A 15,623-nucleotide genomic window follows, 5' to 3' on the forward strand; every position below is an offset into this window, starting at 1 on the left:
ATGTTCACCCCGCGCGCCTTCGCCGAGACCGACCTGCTCTGGCTGGACCGCCTGCTGGCGCGCGATCCGTTCGTCAGCGTGCTCACCCCGGGCAGCGATGGCCTGCCGGAGCTGACGCGGATGCCGGTGTTGTACCGGCGCGAGGGCGAGCGCATTGAGCTGCGCGGGCACTGGGCCCGCGCCAACCCGCAGTCGCGCCACAGCGGTGCGGCCAAGGTACTGGTCGATGGCCCGCACGGCTACGTCTCGGCCAGCTGGTATCCGGACAAGGAGCCCGCCGCGCGGGTGCCGACCTGGAACTATGCGGCCGCCGAGCTGCGCGGCCAGCTGCACACCTTCGACGACACCGATGCGCTGGCCGAACTGGTCGGCGCGATCAGCGACCGTTTCGAAGCCAGCGTCGGCCAGGCCTGGCGCTTCGATGCCGCGCGCGCCGAACACGGCGCGGAGCTGCGCGCCATCGTCGGCTTCCGCTTCCAGGTTGAACACGTGCAGCTGAAGCTGAAGCTGAGCCAGAACCACCCCGATGCGAACCAGCGTGCCGTGATCGCCGAACTGGAACAGCTGGGCACCCCTTCCTCCACCGAGTTGGCGCAGTGGATGCGCTGGCACCGCGAACAGGCCACCCCCAGCGGCTGAACGCCCCCGATTCCCGCGACGACGCAGCCGGACGGCTGCGGCGCGCCCCCACCCGACGCCAGGCATCCGAACATGAAAGACATCCACAAGCTGCTGCAGAACAACCGCGACTGGGCCGACCGCATCGAGAAGGAAGACCCGGACTTCTTCCACCAGCTGGCCAAGCAGCAGCATCCCGAGTACCTGTGGATCGGCTGCTCCGATTCACGAGTTCCGGCCAACCAGATCATCGGCATGGCACCCGGCGAAGTGTTCGTGCACCGCAACGTTGCCAACGTGGTCGCCCACACCGACCTGAACTGCCTGAGCGTGGTGCAGTACGCGGTGGACCAGCTGAAGGTCAAGCACATTCTGATCGTCGGCCATTACGGCTGCGGCGGCGTGCACGCCTGCCTGCACAATACCCGCGTCGGCCTGGCCGACAACTGGCTGCGCCACGTCGGCGACGTCGTTCAGAAGCACCAGGGCATCCTCGATGCGATCGAAGACGATGAACTCAAGCACGCCCGCCTTTGCGAGCTGAACGTGATCGAGCAGGTCGCCAACCTCTGTCGCTCGACCATCGTGCTGGACGCCTGGGCCCGCGGCCAGAAGCTGATGGTGCATGGCTGGGTGTACAGCCTGAAGGACGGTCGCGTGCGTGAAATGGGCATCGACGTAGGCTCGCTGGAAGAGCTGCAGCCGGCATATGAGAAGGCACTATCCTTCGTGCCGCGCAAGGGCCGTCGCGACTGATCCCCCACGGATGACCACCATGCTCGCTTCGCCGATCAACCTGCACGCCTGGATCGAAGAGAACCGCCACCTGCTGAAGCCGCCGGTGGGCAACAAGATGATCGACAACGGCGATTTCATCGTGATGGTGGTCGGCGGGCCGAATTCGCGCACCGACTATCACTACGACGAAGGCCCGGAGTGGTTCTACCAGCTCGAGGGCGAGATGGTGCTGAAGGTGCAGGAGGACGGTGCGGTACGTGACATCCCGATCCGCGCCGGCGAGGTCTTCCTGCTGCCGGCGAAGGTGCCGCACTCGCCGCGCCGCCCGCCCGGGGGCATCGGCCTGGTGGTCGAGCGCAAGCGCCTGCCGCACGAGAAGGACGGGGTGATCTGGCACTGCGAACGCTGCAACCACAAGCTGCACGAAGAGTTCTTCGCGCTGCAGAACATCGAGACCGACCTGCCCAAGGTGTTCGCGCGCTACCACGCCAGCCTGGAACTGCGCACCTGCAGCCAGTGCGGGCACGTGGATCCGCTGCCGGTGCCGGCGGCGGGCTGAAAGGCCGGTGGGCATGGCGATTGCTGTTACCTCCGCCGGGCACGGCCCGGCGCTACCGATGCGCGTGATCCCCAGGTAGCGCCGGGCCATGCCCGGCGAGCGCGCCGCGCGGCAGGCACGCCGCCAAGCGCTACACTGGCGGTCCCGTTGCAGCCTGTTGCCCGACCATGTCCGACCTGCTCAGCCGCACCCACGCCATTGCCCTGGACGCCGCCGATCCGCTGCGTCCGATGCGTAACGAATTCCTGATTCCGCGCCATGGCGGCGGCGAGCAGACCTACTTCGTCGGCAACTCGCTGGGCCTGCAGCCGCGTGGCGCTCAGGCCGCGGTGCAGGAAGTGATGAAGCAGTGGGGCGAGCTGGCGGTGGAAGGCCACTTCACCGGCCCCACCCAGTGGCTGTCCTACCACCGCCTGGTGAGCGCGCAGCTGGCCCGCGTGGTCGGTGCGCTGCCCAGCGAAGTGGTGGCGATGAACACGCTGAGCGTGAACCTGCATCTGATGATGGTCAGCTTCTACCGGCCGACCACGCAGCGCCCGGTGATCCTGATGGAAGCCGGCGCATTCCCGACCGACCGCCACGCGGTCGAAGCACAGATCCGCTTCCATGGCTTCGACCCGGCCCAGTGCCTGGTGGAAGTGCAGCCGGACGAAGCCAACGGCACGATCTCGCTGACCGCGATCGAACGCGCCATCGCCGAGCACGGCCCGCGCCTGGCGCTGGTGCTGTGGCCCGGCGTGCAGTACCGCACCGGTCAGGCCTTCGACCTCGATGCAATCACCCGCGCCGCACGCCTGCAGGGGGCGCGCATCGGTTTCGACCTGGCGCATTCGGTGGGCAACCTGCCGCTGCGCCTGCATGACGTGGCGCCGGACTTTGCGGTGTGGTGCCATTACAAATACCTCAACAGCGGCCCGGGCGCGGTTGCCGGCGCCTTCGTGCACGAGCGCCACCATCGCGACACCACCCTGCCCCGATTCGCTGGCTGGTGGGGCCATGAGGAAGCCACCCGTTTCCAGATGGCACCGCAGTTCACCCCGGCCATCGGTGCCGAAGGGTGGCAGCTGAGCAATCCGCCCATTCTGGGGCTGGCACCGTTGCGCGCCTCGCTGGACCTGTTCGAGCGAGCCGGCATGGACGCGCTGCGCAGCAAATCGCTGGCGCTGACCGGCATGCTCGAAGCACTGGTGCGCGCACGCCTGCCGCAGGTGCTGGAGATCATCACCCCGGCAGACCCGCAGCGCCGCGGCTGCCAGTTGTCGCTGCGCGTGATCGGCGGCCGCGAGCGCGGGCGCGCCCTGTTCGAGCACCTGCGCAGCATCGGCGTGCTCGGCGACTGGCGCGAGCCCGACGTGATCCGCATCTCGCCCACCCCGCTCTACAACCGCTACCTGGACGTGCACCACTTCGTCGAGGAAGTGGAAGCCTGGGCCGGCCTTTGAGCCGGACCCTCCCCTACTGCTGGACAGTTCGTTGATCGCACACGCCTCCCGCTCGTTGAGCATTATCGGTGCCGGCCTCGCCGGCTCCCTGCTGGCCATCCTGCTGTCACGCCAGGGCTGGCGCATCACCTTGTACGAACGCCGCGGCGATCCGCGCGTGGCCGACTACGAGAGCGGCCGCTCGATCAACCTGGCGCTGGCCGAGCGTGGGCGCAACGCCCTGCGCCAGGCCGGTGTGGAAGACGAGGTGATGGCGCGCGCGGTGATGATGCGCGGACGCATGGTGCATCCACGCGACGGCGAACCGCAGCTGCAGCGCTATGGCCGTGATGACAGCGAAGTGATCTGGTCGATCCACCGCAGCGACCTGAACACCACGCTGCTGGAACTGGCCGAACAGGCAGGGGCCACCGTGCATTTCCATCGCCGCCTGCACACCGTTGATTTCGATGCCGGCTACGCCCGCTTCATCGATGACCGCGATGACAGCCCGCACGACATCCGCTTCGACACCCTGATCGGTGCAGACGGTGCCGGTTCGGCGCTGCGTGCGGCAATGAACCGGCGCGCGCCGCTGGGCGAGGACATCGCCTTCCTCGATCACTCCTACAAGGAGCTGGAGATTCCGCCGGCCGAAGACGGGGGCTTCCGCATCGAGCGCAACGCGCTGCACATCTGGCCACGCGGCCACTACATGTGCATCGCCCTGCCCAATCATGAAGGCACCTTCACCGTCACCCTGTTCCTGCCCAACCAGGGCGATCCCAGCTTTGCCACGATCAATACCGGTGCGCAGGCCGAGGCGCTGTTCGCTCGCGAGTTCCCGGACGCGCTGCCGCTGATCCCGAACCTGCGCGTGGATTGGGAACAGCACCCGCCGGGCCTGCTCGGCACGCTCACCCTGGAGCGCTGGCACCAGCAGGGTCGCGCCGTACTGATCGGCGACGCCGCGCATGCAATGGTGCCGTTCCACGGCCAGGGCATGAACTGCGCGTTCGAGGATTGCGTTGCGCTGGCCCGTCACCTGATGGAGGCGGATGACCTGGAAAGTGCGTTCGCTGCGTTCGAGGCCGAGCGCAAACCCAATGCATGCGCGATCCAGCAGATGGCGCTGGAGAACTACCTGGAAATGCGCGACCGCGTGGCCGATCCCTCGTTCCTGCTGCAGCGCGAACTGGAGCGGGAACTGCAGCGGCGCTGGCCGACCCGCTTCGTACCGCACTACACGATGGTCACCTTCCTGCACACGCCGTACGCCGAAGCGCTGCGCCGTACCGAACTGCAGCGCGATTTGCTGGTGGCGGCCACGGTCGGCCACGAGTCGCTGGACAACATCGACTGGGCGGCGCTGGAAGCGCAGATCCACGCGCAGCTACCGGTCCTGGAGGGTGCGCACTGATGGCTGACAGCTTCCTGTTCTACGACCTGGAAACCTTCGGCCAGGATCCACGGCGCACCCGCATCTCGCAGTTCGCCGCCATCCGCACCGACGCCGGCCTCAACGAGATCGACACACCGGTCAGCTTCTTCGTGCGCCCGGCCGATGACCTGCTGCCCTCGCCGATGGCCACCCTGGTCACCGGCATCACCCCGCAGCAGGCCTTGGCCGAAGGCATCAGCGAGTCCCAAGCCTTCGACCGCATCAACGAACTGATGTCGCGACCCGGCACCTGCGCCCTGGGCTACAACACGCTGCGCTTCGACGATGAATTCGTCCGCTACGGCCTGTTCCGCAACTTCCATGACCCATACGAACGCGAGTGGCGCAACGGCAATTCGCGCTGGGACCTGCTGGACATGCTGCGGCTGATGCGCGCGATGCGCCCGGATGGCATCCAGTGGCCGCTGCGCGAGGACGGTGCCACCTCGTTCAAACTCGAGCACCTGGCCGAAGCCAACAACGTGCGCGAGGGTGATGCGCACGAAGCGCTATCCGACGTGCGAGCCACGATCGGCATGGCACGGCTGTTCAAGCAGTCGCAGCCGCGCCTGTGGGACTACGCCCTGAAGCTGCGCGACAAGCGTTTCGTCGGCAGCCTGCTGGATGTCACCGCGATGACGCCGGTGCTGCACATTTCCATGCGCTACCCCGCCAGCCGTCTGTGCGCGGCGCCGGTGCTGCCGTTGTCCGTGCACCCGACGATCAGCAACCGGGTGATCGTGTTCGACCTGGACGGCGACATCGACGACCTGCTGGCCCTGCCGGCCGAGGTGATCGCACAGCGCCTGTACCTGCGCGCCAGTGAACTGCCCGAGGGCGTGGCACGGGTGCCACTGAAGGAAGTGCACCTGAACAAGGTGCCCGCCCTGGTCGCATGGAACCACCTTCGTGGCGACGACCACGCGCGACTGGGCCTGGACGTGGCCGCGATCGAGGCCAAGGTTGAACGGCTGCGCGGGTTCGCCCCTCAGCTTGCCGAGAAGGCGCGCCAGGTCTACAACCAGCCGCGCGCGGCCACCGTGGCCGACGTCGATGCCTCCCTGTACGACGGCTTCCTCGGCAACGGCGACAAACCGCTGCTGGCGCTGGCCCGCACCACCGCACCGGAGCAGTTGGCCGCGCTGGAAGGCCGCTTCCGCGACCCGCGCCTGCCGGAGCTGCTGTTCCGCTACCGTGCGCGCAATCATCCGGACAGCCTCGCGCCGGCTGAACGCCAGCGCTGGCAGGATTACCGGCGCCAGCGCCTGCTGGGAGACGGCGGCCTGGGCGAACTCAACCTGCCCCAGTACCAGCAGCAGCTCGATGCGCTGGCCGCCGAGTCGCCCGACGACGCGCGGCGCCAGGCCCTGCTGCAATCGTTGCGCGACTGGGGCCAGCACCTGCAGGAGACCTTGTGAGTACCTATTTCTCGGACGCCAGCTTCAAGTTCCTGCGCAGCCTGGCGCGCCACAACGAAAAGGCGTGGTTCAACGACCACCGCCAGCAGTACGAAGAGCATGTGCGACAGCCGTTCCTGCGCCTGTTGGGTGATCTTCAGCCAGCCCTTGCCGAGGTCAGCGAACACTTCCGCGCCGATACCCGCGGCGTCGGCGGCTCACTGTTCCGCATCCACCGCGACGCGCGTTTCTCCAACGACAAATCGCCTTACAAGACCTGGCAGGGTGCGCGCCTGTTCCATGAGCGCCGTCGCGAAGTGGCCGCGCCCTCGTTCTATCTGCACCTGCAGCCAGGCGAGAGCTTTGTCGGTGCCGGCCTGTGGCACCCGGAACCGGAAACCCAGCGCCGCGTGCGCCACTTCATCCTCGACAATCCGGGCAGCTGGAAGGCCGCGGCCCATGCACCTGCGCTGCGCAGGCGCTTCGAGTTCGAGGAGAGCGAAAAGCTGGTGCGTCCGCCGCGCGGCTTCCCGGCCGACTTCGAGTTCATCGACGACCTCAAGCACCGCAACTGGGTGATGTGGCGCCCGCTGGATGACGCCACCATGACCGGCCCACGCCTGCTGTCCACGCTGGGCAAGGATCTGGCCGCGCTCGGCCCGTTCGTCGACTATCTGTGCGCAGCGCTGGACCTGGAATTCTGATGCCGTTGGCGCACCAACGGCGCACGCTGGGCCGCACCGGCCTGGCGGTTTCGCCGGTCGGCCTTGGGTGCTCCGGCTTCTGGGGGCATCGGCGCTTCCCGGAGCAGTCGGCCGCGCACGTCGTCGAGCATGCACTGGCACAGGGCGTGAACCTGTTGGACACCGGTCACAACTACTCCGGTTTCCACGCCGAGCCGCGGCTGGGCCGCATCCTGCGCTCCTTGCTCAAGCAATACCCGCGCGATTCGCTGGTGATCTCCAGCAAGGGCGGCACGCTGACCGGCCAGGCCGGCGTCAGCGGCGCCGAGCAGCGCAATTTTTCGCCAGCGGCCATCACCGCCAGCTGCGAAGCCTCGCTGCGCAACCTCGGCCTGGATTACCTCGATATCTACCAGCTGCACGGTGCCAGCCAGCACGACATCAACGATGACCTGCTGGCCGCACTGCAGCGACTGCGCGAACGCGGGCTGATCCGGCACACCGGCATCAATACGCACACGGCGTCGACCCTGTGCTGGATGATCGACCATCCCACGCTGTTCGACGTGGTGCTTCTGGACTACAACGCCCTGCAGCAGGATCGTGAACCCCTCATCGACCGGCTGCACGCGGCCGGTATCGGCGTGCTGGCCGGCACCGTGCTGGCGCAGGGCCACCTGCTGCCATCACGGGCCCGCCTGCCGCGCCCGGCCGACGCCTGGTACCTGGCCAGAGCCTGGCTCAAGCCAAGCAGCCGCTCCCTGATGCACAGCGCACGCCGGATGCGCCACACCATCGCCGCCATCCACAGCCAGCGCCCCGCCCAGACCGCGTTTGCCTACGCCCTGGGCCATCGCGGCGTCGCCAGCGGCATTCTGGGCACCACCCGCACCGGCAGCCTGGACGAAGTGCTGGCGACGCGCCTTGAGGCGCTGACCCCGGCGGAACGGCAACAGCTGGTCGATGCCTTCGGTGATGGCCGTGGTTCGCCCAGTCAGTGAGTCTTCACCCCGCACTGCCGCCGTTGCGGCAGTCTGTCCGCCATGAAGAAACTCTCCGCACTGGTTGTGCTGCTGGTCCTGGCCCTGGCGGCCTGGTGGTTCGGCGGCCCCTACCTGACCGTCAATGGCCTTTCCAAGGCCATCGAGCAGCGCGACACCGCGCGCCTGGAACGCTACGTCGATTTCCCGCGCGTGCGCAGCAGCCTGCGCGCGCAGCTCAATGACTACCTGGTGCGCCAGGCCGGCCCGGACGTGGCGGCCAGTCCCTTCGGTGCCCTGCTGTACGGGCTGGGCGACCAGCTGGGCGGTGCCGCGGTGGACACCATGGTGACCCCCACCGGGATCGGCGCGATGCTGCAGGGCCACGTGCTGTGGAAGCGCGGCCGCAATGAACTGCAGGGCGGCGATGCCTTCGGCCCGACCGAACCGGCGCGACCGTTGAAGCATGCCGAACACCATTTCGAAGCGCTGGACCGCTTCGTGATCGATGTCGATCGCGGTCCCGGCCAGCCGCCGATGAAGGTGGTGCTGGAGCCGCAGGGGCTGCGCTGGAAGGTGGTGGATCTGCAGTTGGGGATGTCGGGCAGCCCTTGATCGGACCCGTGGCCTGACGGCAGTGCCAACCAACGGTTGGCACCTGCCGGTCGAATCCGCCCTATCCCTCGTTGGCGACGCCGTGCGGTACGTGGCCGGCAGCCACATGCTCGCGGGCGCTGTCGATGTTGTGCTGCGAATCGTCGAAGAAGATGTCGGCGCCGAACGCCTGCAGGAACGGCCCCTTGTGCCGGCCGCCGAGGAACAGCGCTTCGTCCAGGCGCACGCCCCACTCGCGCAGGGTGCGGATCACCCGCTCATGGGCCGGCGCCGAACGCGCAGTCACCAGTGCGGTACGGATCGGCGCGCTCTCGCCGGCAGGGAATACTTCCTGCAGCGTGTGCAGCGCTGACAGGAAGCCACGGAACGGACCGCCGCTGAGCGGCTCGCGGGCCCGTTCGCGCTCATGGCGGCCAAAGGCTTCCACGCCCTGCTCGCGCGAAATGCGTTCACTCTCGTCACCAAAGATCACCGCGTCACCGTCAAAGGCGATGCGCAGCTGCCCGGCAGGGCGACCGATGTCGATCTGGTCGGCCGCTGCGGCTGCGGTCTCGCCAGGCGGCTTGGGCAGGATGGTCGCCGCCGCGATGCCATGGCGCAGCGCGCTGCGCACCGATTCCGGGTTGGCCGACAGGAACAGGTCGGTGCCGAACGGCTTCACGTAGGGCCAGGTCGGCTCGCCGGCGGTGAACGTCGCGCGGATGATGCCCAGGCCATAGTGCTGGATCGAATTGAAGATGCGCAGGCCGGTGTCGGCCGAATTGCGCGACAGCAGGATCACCTCGACCCGCGGGTCCTCCGGGCTGGCGCCCTGGTTCAGGGCCAACAGCTTGCGCACTACCGGGAAGGCCACGCCAGGTCCGAGGATGTCGTCCTCATGCTGGCGCTGGAATTCTGCATAGGCCGCCACGCCATCGCTCTCGAACAGCGCATGGCTTTCCTCGAGGTCGAACAGCGCGCGCGAGGTGACCGCGACGGTCAGCAAACGGGGGGAGTTGTCGCCCATCGGTGGGGGTCCTTCAAGCGGTCGGCAGGGCCGGCCGCCCATTGTCCTCAAAAAACGAACTGTTCGCTCAGGATCCGGTCTTCCAGGTTGTGTTCCGGGTCGAACAGCAGGGTCACGCGCCGGTCCCTGGACTCGCGGATGGTCACCTCCACTACGTCGCGGGTCTCGTGCGAGTCAGCGGTGACGCTGACCGGACGCTTGTAGGGATCGAGCACGCGGAAGCGCACTTCGGTATCGGCCTTGAGGATCGCCCCGCGCCAGCGTCGCGGCCGATATGGGGCCAGCGGCGTCAGCGCGATGGTATGCGACCCCAGCGGCAACACCGGGCCGTGCGCGGAATAATTGTAGGCAGTGCTGCCGGCCGGGGTGGCGACCAGCACGCCGTCACCGATCAGTTCGGCCACGCGCTCCTGGCCGTTCAGGTCGATGCCGATATGCGCAGCCTGCCGGGTCTGGCGCAGCAGTGAAACATCGTTGTAGGCCAGCGACCCGGTACTGGTGCCCGATTCGGTCAGCGCCACCATCTCCAACGGGCGCAGGTTGGCCGGTTCGGCACGGGCGATGCGCGCCTGCACGTCATCGTCGCCGCGGTACTGGTTCATCAGGAAGCCCACGGTGCCCAGCTTCATGCCGAACACCGGCTTGCCCAGGTGCCCGTGCCGGTGCAGGGTCTGCAGCATGAAACCGTCGCCCCCCAGCGGGCAAAGCACGTCGGCCTGCTCAGGCGCGTGATCGCCATAACGCGAGATCATCGCCGCGCGCGCCATCTGCGCCGGTTCGGTGTTGCTGGCCAGGAAAGCGATGCGGGGGGTGTCGCTCATCGGGGGATCCGGGTGGGTGTGCCAGCAAGAGCATACCCGGTAGTGCCGGCCGCTGGCCGGCAGCTTCAGCCGATAACGGTTCATGCAGTTGCCGGCCAGCGGCCGGCACTACCAAGGCAATGCAGAACGGCCCCGCTTTCGCGGGGCCGCTCCTTTTCTCCACGCAGGCCGGGCATGGCCCGGCGCTACGTCACTTACGCGCCGTGGGCAGCAAGCTGGCCCAGGCGCTGCACCGCGACCGAGACGGTCGGGTAGTCCAGGGTCTTCTGCTCGGCCAGTTCGGCCAGCATCGCCAGGGTGAAGCGCAGGCTGTTGTCATCACGGCCCATCCAGGCAGCGACCTTGGCCTCGGCACTGTTGCCCTTGGTGCCCAGCACCTGCCCGGCCAGGTTGCGGTGGTTGGCTGCCAGTTCGTCACGCAGCACGCCACGTGCCACGGCGTGCCAACGGCCATTGACCTCCAGCGCATCGACCTGCTCGAACAGCCACGGCAGCTGCAGGGCATCACCCAGGCGGAAGTGGACCTTGGACACGTCCACCGGCTTCAGCTTGCGGGTGCGGGCCAGTTCGATGATGTCGAACGCCGGTTCCAGGAAGTGCAGTTCGGCCAGCTGCTGTGCCAGTGCAGACGGCAGGCCCTTTTCCTTCCACTCGGCCACCAGGGCCTCGTAGGTCGGACGCTGCGAATCCGGCAGCACACCCGAGGCAACGCGGATGTCGTTGAACGGTCCCTGGTAGCGGTTGACCGCTTCGGTGATGCCCGGCATCGCGCCCGGGCGCGACAGCAGCCAGCGCACGAACGAACGCTGCAGCTTCCAGATCACTTCCAGTGCGTCGATCTGCACCGACTCCGGCACCTTGCCGTCGAGGGCATCGATCTGCGCCCACAGCGCGCGTGCATCCAGCGTTTCACGGCTGATGGTGTACGCCTTGGCAACCTCGGCGATGGAACGACCGGTGTCTTCCTGCATGCGCATCAGGAAGGTGGCGCCCATGCGGTTGATGGTCTGGTTGGTCACGGCCGTGGCGATGATTTCGCGCTTCAGGCGGTGACGCTCCATCGCGTCGGCGTACTTCTTCTGCAGCGGGGTCGGGAAATAGCGCTGCAGTTCCTTGGACAGGTACGGATCTTCCGGGATGTCCGAATCCAGCAGCTGGTTGAACGCCACCAGCTTGGAGTAGGACAGCAGCACCGACAGTTCCGGGCGGGTCAGGCCCTGGCCGCGCGCCTTGCGCTGGGACAGCTCGGCGTCGGACGGCAGGAACTCGATCTGGCGATCCAGCAGGCCCTGCTGTTCCAGGGTGCGGATGAAGTGCTGCTTGGAACCCAGGCGCTTGACCGCCATCCGCTCCATCAGGCTCAGCGCCTGGTTCTGGCGGTAGTTGTCGTTGAGCACCAGCTCGGCGACTTCATCGGTCATCGAGGCCAGCAGCTTGTTGCGCTGCTCGACGGTCAGCTTCTTGGCCCGCACCACATCGTTGAGCAGGATCTTGATGTTGACTTCATGGTCGGAGGTGTCGACACCGGCCGAGTTGTCGATGAAGTCGGTGTTGAGCAGCACGCCAGCCTGGGCAGCTTCGATGCGGCCCAGCTGGGTCATGCCCAGGTTGCCGCCCTCGCCCACCACCTTGCAGCGCAGCTCGCCACCGTTCACGCGCAGCGCGTTGTTGGCACGGTCGCCGACGTCGCTGTGCTGTTCGCTGGCGGCCTTGACGTAGGTACCGATGCCACCGTTCCACAGCAGGTCGACCGGTGCCTTCAGGATCGCACTCATCAGATCGTTCGGCGACAGCGCCTTGACGTTCTCGTCCAGGCCCAGCGCCTCACGCACCTGCGGGGTGATCTCGATCGACTTCAGGCTGCGCGGGTACACGCCGCCGCCCTTGCTGATCAGCTTGGTGTCGTAGTCCGCCCAGCTCGAACGCGGCAGGGTGAACAGGCGCTCACGCTCGATGAACGACGTGGCCGCATCCGGATTCGGGTCCAGGAAGATGTGGCGGTGGTCGAACGCAGCGACCAGGCGGATGTGGCGCGACAGCAGCATGCCGTTGCCGAACACGTCGCCGGACATGTCGCCGACGCCGACCGCAGTGAAGTCCTGGCTCTGGCTGTCACGGCCCAGCGCACGGAAGTGGCGCTTGACCGATTCCCACGCACCGCGCGCGGTGATGCCCATGCCCTTGTGGTCGTAGCCGACCGAACCACCGGAGGCGAACGCATCGCCCATCCAGAAGCCGTGCGCGACGGCCAGGCCGTTGGCGATGTCGGAGAAGGTCGCGGTGCCCTTGTCGGCGGCCACCACCAGGTACGGATCGTCCATGTCGTGGCGCACGACATCCACCGGCGGCACGATCTTGTTGTTGACGATGTTGTCGGTGATGTCCAGCAGGCCCTGGATGAACAGCTTGTAGCAGGCCACGCCGTTGGCGAAGATCGCATCGCGGTCGCCGTTCACCGGCGGGGTCTTGGCGAAGAAGCCACCCTTCGCGCCGACCGGCACGATGACGGTGTTCTTGACCATCTGTGCCTTGACCAGGCCCAGCACTTCGGTACGGAAGTCTTCGCGACGATCCGACCAGCGCAGGCCGCCACGCGCAACCGCACCGAAGCGCAGGTGGGTACCTTCCACGCGCGGGCCGTACACGAAGATCTCGCGGTACGGGCGCGGCTTCGGCAGGTCCGGCACCAGCGCCGAATCGAACTTGAAGCTGATGACATGGCCGTGCTGGCCGTTGGCATCGGTCTGGTAGTAGCTGGTGCGCAGGGTCGCGTCGATCACGCCCATGAACGAGCGCAGGATGCGGTCCTCGTCCAGGCTGGACACGCGGTCCATCAGCTTCAGCAGCGCATCGCGCGCGGCCTGCATCTGCGCGTCACGGTCGCCCTTGCGGGCGTCGACCACGGTCTTGAGCACCTTCAGGGTGGCCTCGTCGCCAGCAGCCAGCACATCGAAGTGGGCCTTCAGCTGGGCCTGGCCGGCGGCGATGTCGTCCTTGCTCTCGTGGCCGGTGGCTGGATCGAAGCGGGCTTCGAACAGCTCGACCAGCAGACGGGCCAGCAGCGGGTAGCGCGCGAACGTGCCTTCCACGTAGGCCTGCGAGAACGGCACGCCGGTCTGCAGCAGGTACTTGCAGTAGCCACGCAGCATGGCGACCTGGCGCCAGTGCAGGCCGGCCGCCAGCACCAGGCGGTTGAAGCCATCGTTCTCGGCATCGCCGTGCCAGACGCGGGCGAAGGTCTCGCCGAAGGCTTCATCGACACTGGCGGCATCGATCGCGCCAGCGGTGGACTCGACCTCGAAGTCCTGCACGTATACCGGTGCGTTGTCGACCGACAGGCGGTACGGACGCTCGGCGATCACGCGCAGGCCCATGTTTTCCATCATCGGCAGCGCGTCCGACAGCGGGATGTCGTCCAGCTGGCGATACAGCTTCAGGCGCAGACCATCGCCGCTTTCGCGCGGCACGGCCTGCAGGCTCAGGCGCAGGTCGTCCGGGCCGGTCAGCGCGTCGAGCTGGCTGACATCGTTGGCCGCAACAGCCGTGCTGTTGTCTTCGATGTAACCGGCCGGCAGCGCCTTGCCGATGCGGGCGGCGATGCGCAAGCCTTCGGTCTCGCCATGGCGGGCCACCAGCGCCTCGCGCAGGTCGTCCTGCCAGTTGCGCAGGACCTGGGCCAGCTTCTGCTCCAGTTCGGCGGTATCGACGTCGAGCATTTCACCCGGCTTCGGGCGCACGATCAGGTGCACCTGGGCCAGCGGCGATTCGCCCAGCACCACCGAGCTGTCGACGAACTCGCCGTGCAGCGCGTCCTTCAGCATCGCTTCGATGCGCAGGCGCACGTCGGTGTTGAAGCGCTCGCGCGGCAGGTAGACCAGCGCGGAGATGAAACGGCTGTACTTGTCGCGGCGCAGGAACAGGCGGCTGCGCACGCGTTCCTGCAGGCCCAGCACGCCCATCGCGGTGCGGAACAGTTCGTCCTCGCTGGACTGGAACAGTTCTTCGCGCGGCAGGGTTTCCAGGATATGGCGCAGGGCCTTGCCACTGTGGCTGGCCGGGGCCAGGCCGGACTGCTTCATCACGTGCTCGTGGCGCTGGCGCACCAGCGGGATTTCCCACGGGCGACGGTTGTAGGCGCTGGAGGTGAACAGGCCGAGGAAACGCTGCTCGCCGATGATCTTGCCCTTGGCGTCGAACTCCAGCACGCCGATGTAGTCCATGTAACCGGCGCGGTGCACGCGCGAACGGGCATTGGTCTTGGTCAGGATCAGCGCGTCCTTCAAACCGGACGTGGTGTTCAGGCCCTGCGCGGCCAGGGTCTTGACCGGACGGGCGGCGGACTTGTCCTTGCCGCGCATCAGGCCCAGGCCGGTGTCGTTCAGCGGCGCCAGCACCTCTTCCTTGCCCTGCTTCTCGACGCGGTACTCGCGGTAGCCGAAGAAGGTGAAGTGGTTGTCAGCGGCCCAGCGCAGGAACTCCTGTGCTTCCTTGCGCGACGCGTCGTCGACCGGCAGCTGGCGGCTGCCCAGGTCGTCGGCCAGCGCCAGCGCCTTGTCCTTCATCGGCTGCCAGTCGCGCACGATCGCACGCACTTCATCCAGCGCCTTGTTGATGGCCTGTTCGATGGCGGCCATGGCGTCGGCCGGTTGGCGGTCGATCTCCAGCAGCATCACCGACTCGGCATCACCCTCGCCGACCTTGACCAGCTTGCCGGCCTTGTCGCGGGTGAAGCGCAGCACCGGGTGGCCCAGCACGTGGACACCCACGCCCTGCTCGGCCAGCGACATGGTGACGGTGTCGACCAGGAACGGCATGTCGTCGTTGACGATCTGCAGCACGGTATGCGGCGATTCCCAACCGTTGGCCTTCGCGGTCGGATTGAACACGCGGACGTTGGCCTTGCCAGCCTTGCGGGCACGGGCGAATTCCAGCGTCTCAGCCGCGAGAGCGGCCCACTCTTCAGCGCTGTGGTGCGGGAACTCGTCCGCCTCCATACGCTTGTAGAAGTCAGTGGCAAAGGCCACTGCTTCGGCCTGTGCGGCCGCGGGGTAGCGCTTGCGCAAGGCCGTGTACACCGGCTCCAGGGAGAAACCAGCGGTCACTGCGACCTCCGCTTCTGCTGGTTTGGTCTTGTTTTTCACGGTCTTGGCTGCGGTTTTTTGCGGTTTCATGGCAGAGCGATGCGCTTGCTCAGTTGGGAAAATGAAATTGTAGCCCTACCGCGGGAAAAGGCCTTGCTGCAGGACGGAATAAGCAGATTCGGGTTTGCTGCGGTTTAGACGCCTATTCAGTTCGCGCCGGTAGGGTGATGGCGCCCGGTTCGGCTCTGGCGACAGGATCGGCA

At 67.1% G+C, this 15,623-nt stretch carries 12 protein-coding genes; 9 read left to right on the forward strand and 3 right to left on the reverse strand.

Annotated elements, in window-relative coordinates; all coding sequences use genetic code 11:
- From ACTXG9_RS08385 to ACTXG9_RS08425, 9 genes are all read left to right on the forward strand, one after another.
- Window positions 1-639, forward strand: coding sequence for an FMN-binding negative transcriptional regulator (locus ACTXG9_RS08385; RefSeq protein ID WP_021202731.1), 639 nt, complete (start codon window positions 1-3; stop codon window positions 637-639).
- 72 nt (window positions 640-711) lie between these two features.
- Window positions 712-1,374: a carbonate dehydratase gene (can, locus tag ACTXG9_RS08390; protein WP_005417406.1), complete on the forward strand. Its 663-nt coding sequence runs from the start codon at window positions 712-714 to the stop codon at window positions 1,372-1,374.
- 19 nt (window positions 1,375-1,393) lie between these two features.
- Entirely contained in the window at window positions 1,394-1,915 is a 522-nt protein-coding gene (locus ACTXG9_RS08395) for a 3-hydroxyanthranilate 3,4-dioxygenase (RefSeq protein ID WP_026347065.1), read from the forward strand.
- A gap of 167 nt (window positions 1,916-2,082) precedes the next feature.
- Entirely contained in the window at window positions 2,083-3,357 is a 1,275-nt protein-coding gene (gene kynU / locus ACTXG9_RS08400) for a kynureninase (protein WP_019660376.1), read from the forward strand.
- 31 nt (window positions 3,358-3,388) lie between these two features.
- Complete coding sequence (locus ACTXG9_RS08405) at window positions 3,389-4,756, forward strand: FAD-dependent oxidoreductase (RefSeq protein WP_456115653.1); 1,368 nt, start codon at window positions 3,389-3,391, stop codon at window positions 4,754-4,756.
- The gene (gene sbcB, locus ACTXG9_RS08410; protein ID WP_197575181.1) at window positions 4,756-6,195 is read left to right on the forward strand and encodes an exodeoxyribonuclease I; all 1,440 of its coding nucleotides are present in this window, start codon (window positions 4,756-4,758) and stop codon (window positions 6,193-6,195) included. The genes ACTXG9_RS08405 and sbcB overlap by 1 nt, the downstream gene beginning before the upstream one ends.
- The gene (locus tag ACTXG9_RS08415; RefSeq protein ID WP_134730870.1) at window positions 6,192-6,878 is read left to right on the forward strand and encodes a DUF2461 domain-containing protein; all 687 of its coding nucleotides are present in this window, start codon (window positions 6,192-6,194) and stop codon (window positions 6,876-6,878) included. Before sbcB ends, ACTXG9_RS08415 begins: the two co-directional genes overlap by 4 nt.
- Window positions 6,878-7,858, forward strand: a complete 981-nt coding sequence (locus ACTXG9_RS08420) for an aldo/keto reductase (protein WP_111098201.1) — start codon at window positions 6,878-6,880, stop codon at window positions 7,856-7,858. The genes ACTXG9_RS08415 and ACTXG9_RS08420 overlap by 1 nt, the downstream gene beginning before the upstream one ends.
- 42 nt (window positions 7,859-7,900) lie before the next feature.
- On the forward strand, window positions 7,901-8,452 hold the full coding sequence (locus ACTXG9_RS08425) for a DUF2939 domain-containing protein (RefSeq protein ID WP_111098202.1): 552 nt from the start codon (window positions 7,901-7,903) through the stop codon (window positions 8,450-8,452).
- Window positions 8,453-8,513: 61 nt separating this feature from the next.
- Here the strand turns inward: ACTXG9_RS08425 and ACTXG9_RS08430 are convergent, their stop codons facing one another.
- The 3 genes from ACTXG9_RS08430 to ACTXG9_RS08440 all read right to left on the reverse strand — a co-directional run bounded on the left by ACTXG9_RS08430 (window position 8,514) and on the right by ACTXG9_RS08440 (window position 15,450).
- On the reverse strand, window positions 8,514-9,458 hold the full coding sequence (locus ACTXG9_RS08430) for a 5'-nucleotidase (protein ID WP_021202725.1): 945 nt from the start codon (window positions 9,456-9,458) through the stop codon (window positions 8,514-8,516).
- A gap of 47 nt (window positions 9,459-9,505) precedes the next feature.
- The gene (locus tag ACTXG9_RS08435) at window positions 9,506-10,279 is read right to left on the reverse strand and encodes an NAD kinase (RefSeq protein WP_021202724.1); all 774 of its coding nucleotides are present in this window, start codon (window positions 10,277-10,279) and stop codon (window positions 9,506-9,508) included.
- A gap of 194 nt (window positions 10,280-10,473) precedes the next feature.
- Window positions 10,474-15,450: an NAD-glutamate dehydrogenase gene (locus ACTXG9_RS08440; protein WP_021202723.1), complete on the reverse strand. Its 4,977-nt coding sequence runs from the start codon at window positions 15,448-15,450 to the stop codon at window positions 10,474-10,476.
- Window positions 15,451-15,623 lie beyond the last annotated feature (173 nt).

It is taken from the genome of Stenotrophomonas maltophilia group sp. LNF247 (assembly GCF_054083135.1).

Coding starts and splice junctions, on each gene's coding strand:
- ACTXG9_RS08385 (WP_021202731.1), top strand. CDS start 1: ATGTTCACCCCGCGCGCCTTCGCCGAGACCGACCTGCTCTGGCTGGAC.
- can (WP_005417406.1), top strand. CDS start 712: ATGAAAGACATCCACAAGCTGCTGCAGAACAACCGCGACTGGGCCGAC.
- ACTXG9_RS08395 (WP_026347065.1), top strand. CDS start 1,394: ATGCTCGCTTCGCCGATCAACCTGCACGCCTGGATCGAAGAGAACCGC.
- kynU (WP_019660376.1), top strand. CDS start 2,083: ATGTCCGACCTGCTCAGCCGCACCCACGCCATTGCCCTGGACGCCGCC.
- sbcB (WP_197575181.1), top strand. CDS start 4,756: ATGGCTGACAGCTTCCTGTTCTACGACCTGGAAACCTTCGGCCAGGAT.
- ACTXG9_RS08420 (WP_111098201.1), top strand. CDS start 6,878: ATGCCGTTGGCGCACCAACGGCGCACGCTGGGCCGCACCGGCCTGGCG.
- ACTXG9_RS08425 (WP_111098202.1), top strand. CDS start 7,901: ATGAAGAAACTCTCCGCACTGGTTGTGCTGCTGGTCCTGGCCCTGGCG.
- ACTXG9_RS08430 (WP_021202725.1), bottom strand. CDS start 9,458: ATGGGCGACAACTCCCCCCGTTTGCTGACCGTCGCGGTCACCTCGCGC.
- ACTXG9_RS08435 (WP_021202724.1), bottom strand. CDS start 10,279: ATGAGCGACACCCCCCGCATCGCTTTCCTGGCCAGCAACACCGAACCG.
- ACTXG9_RS08440 (WP_021202723.1), bottom strand. CDS start 15,450: ATGAAACCGCAAAAAACCGCAGCCAAGACCGTGAAAAACAAGACCAAA.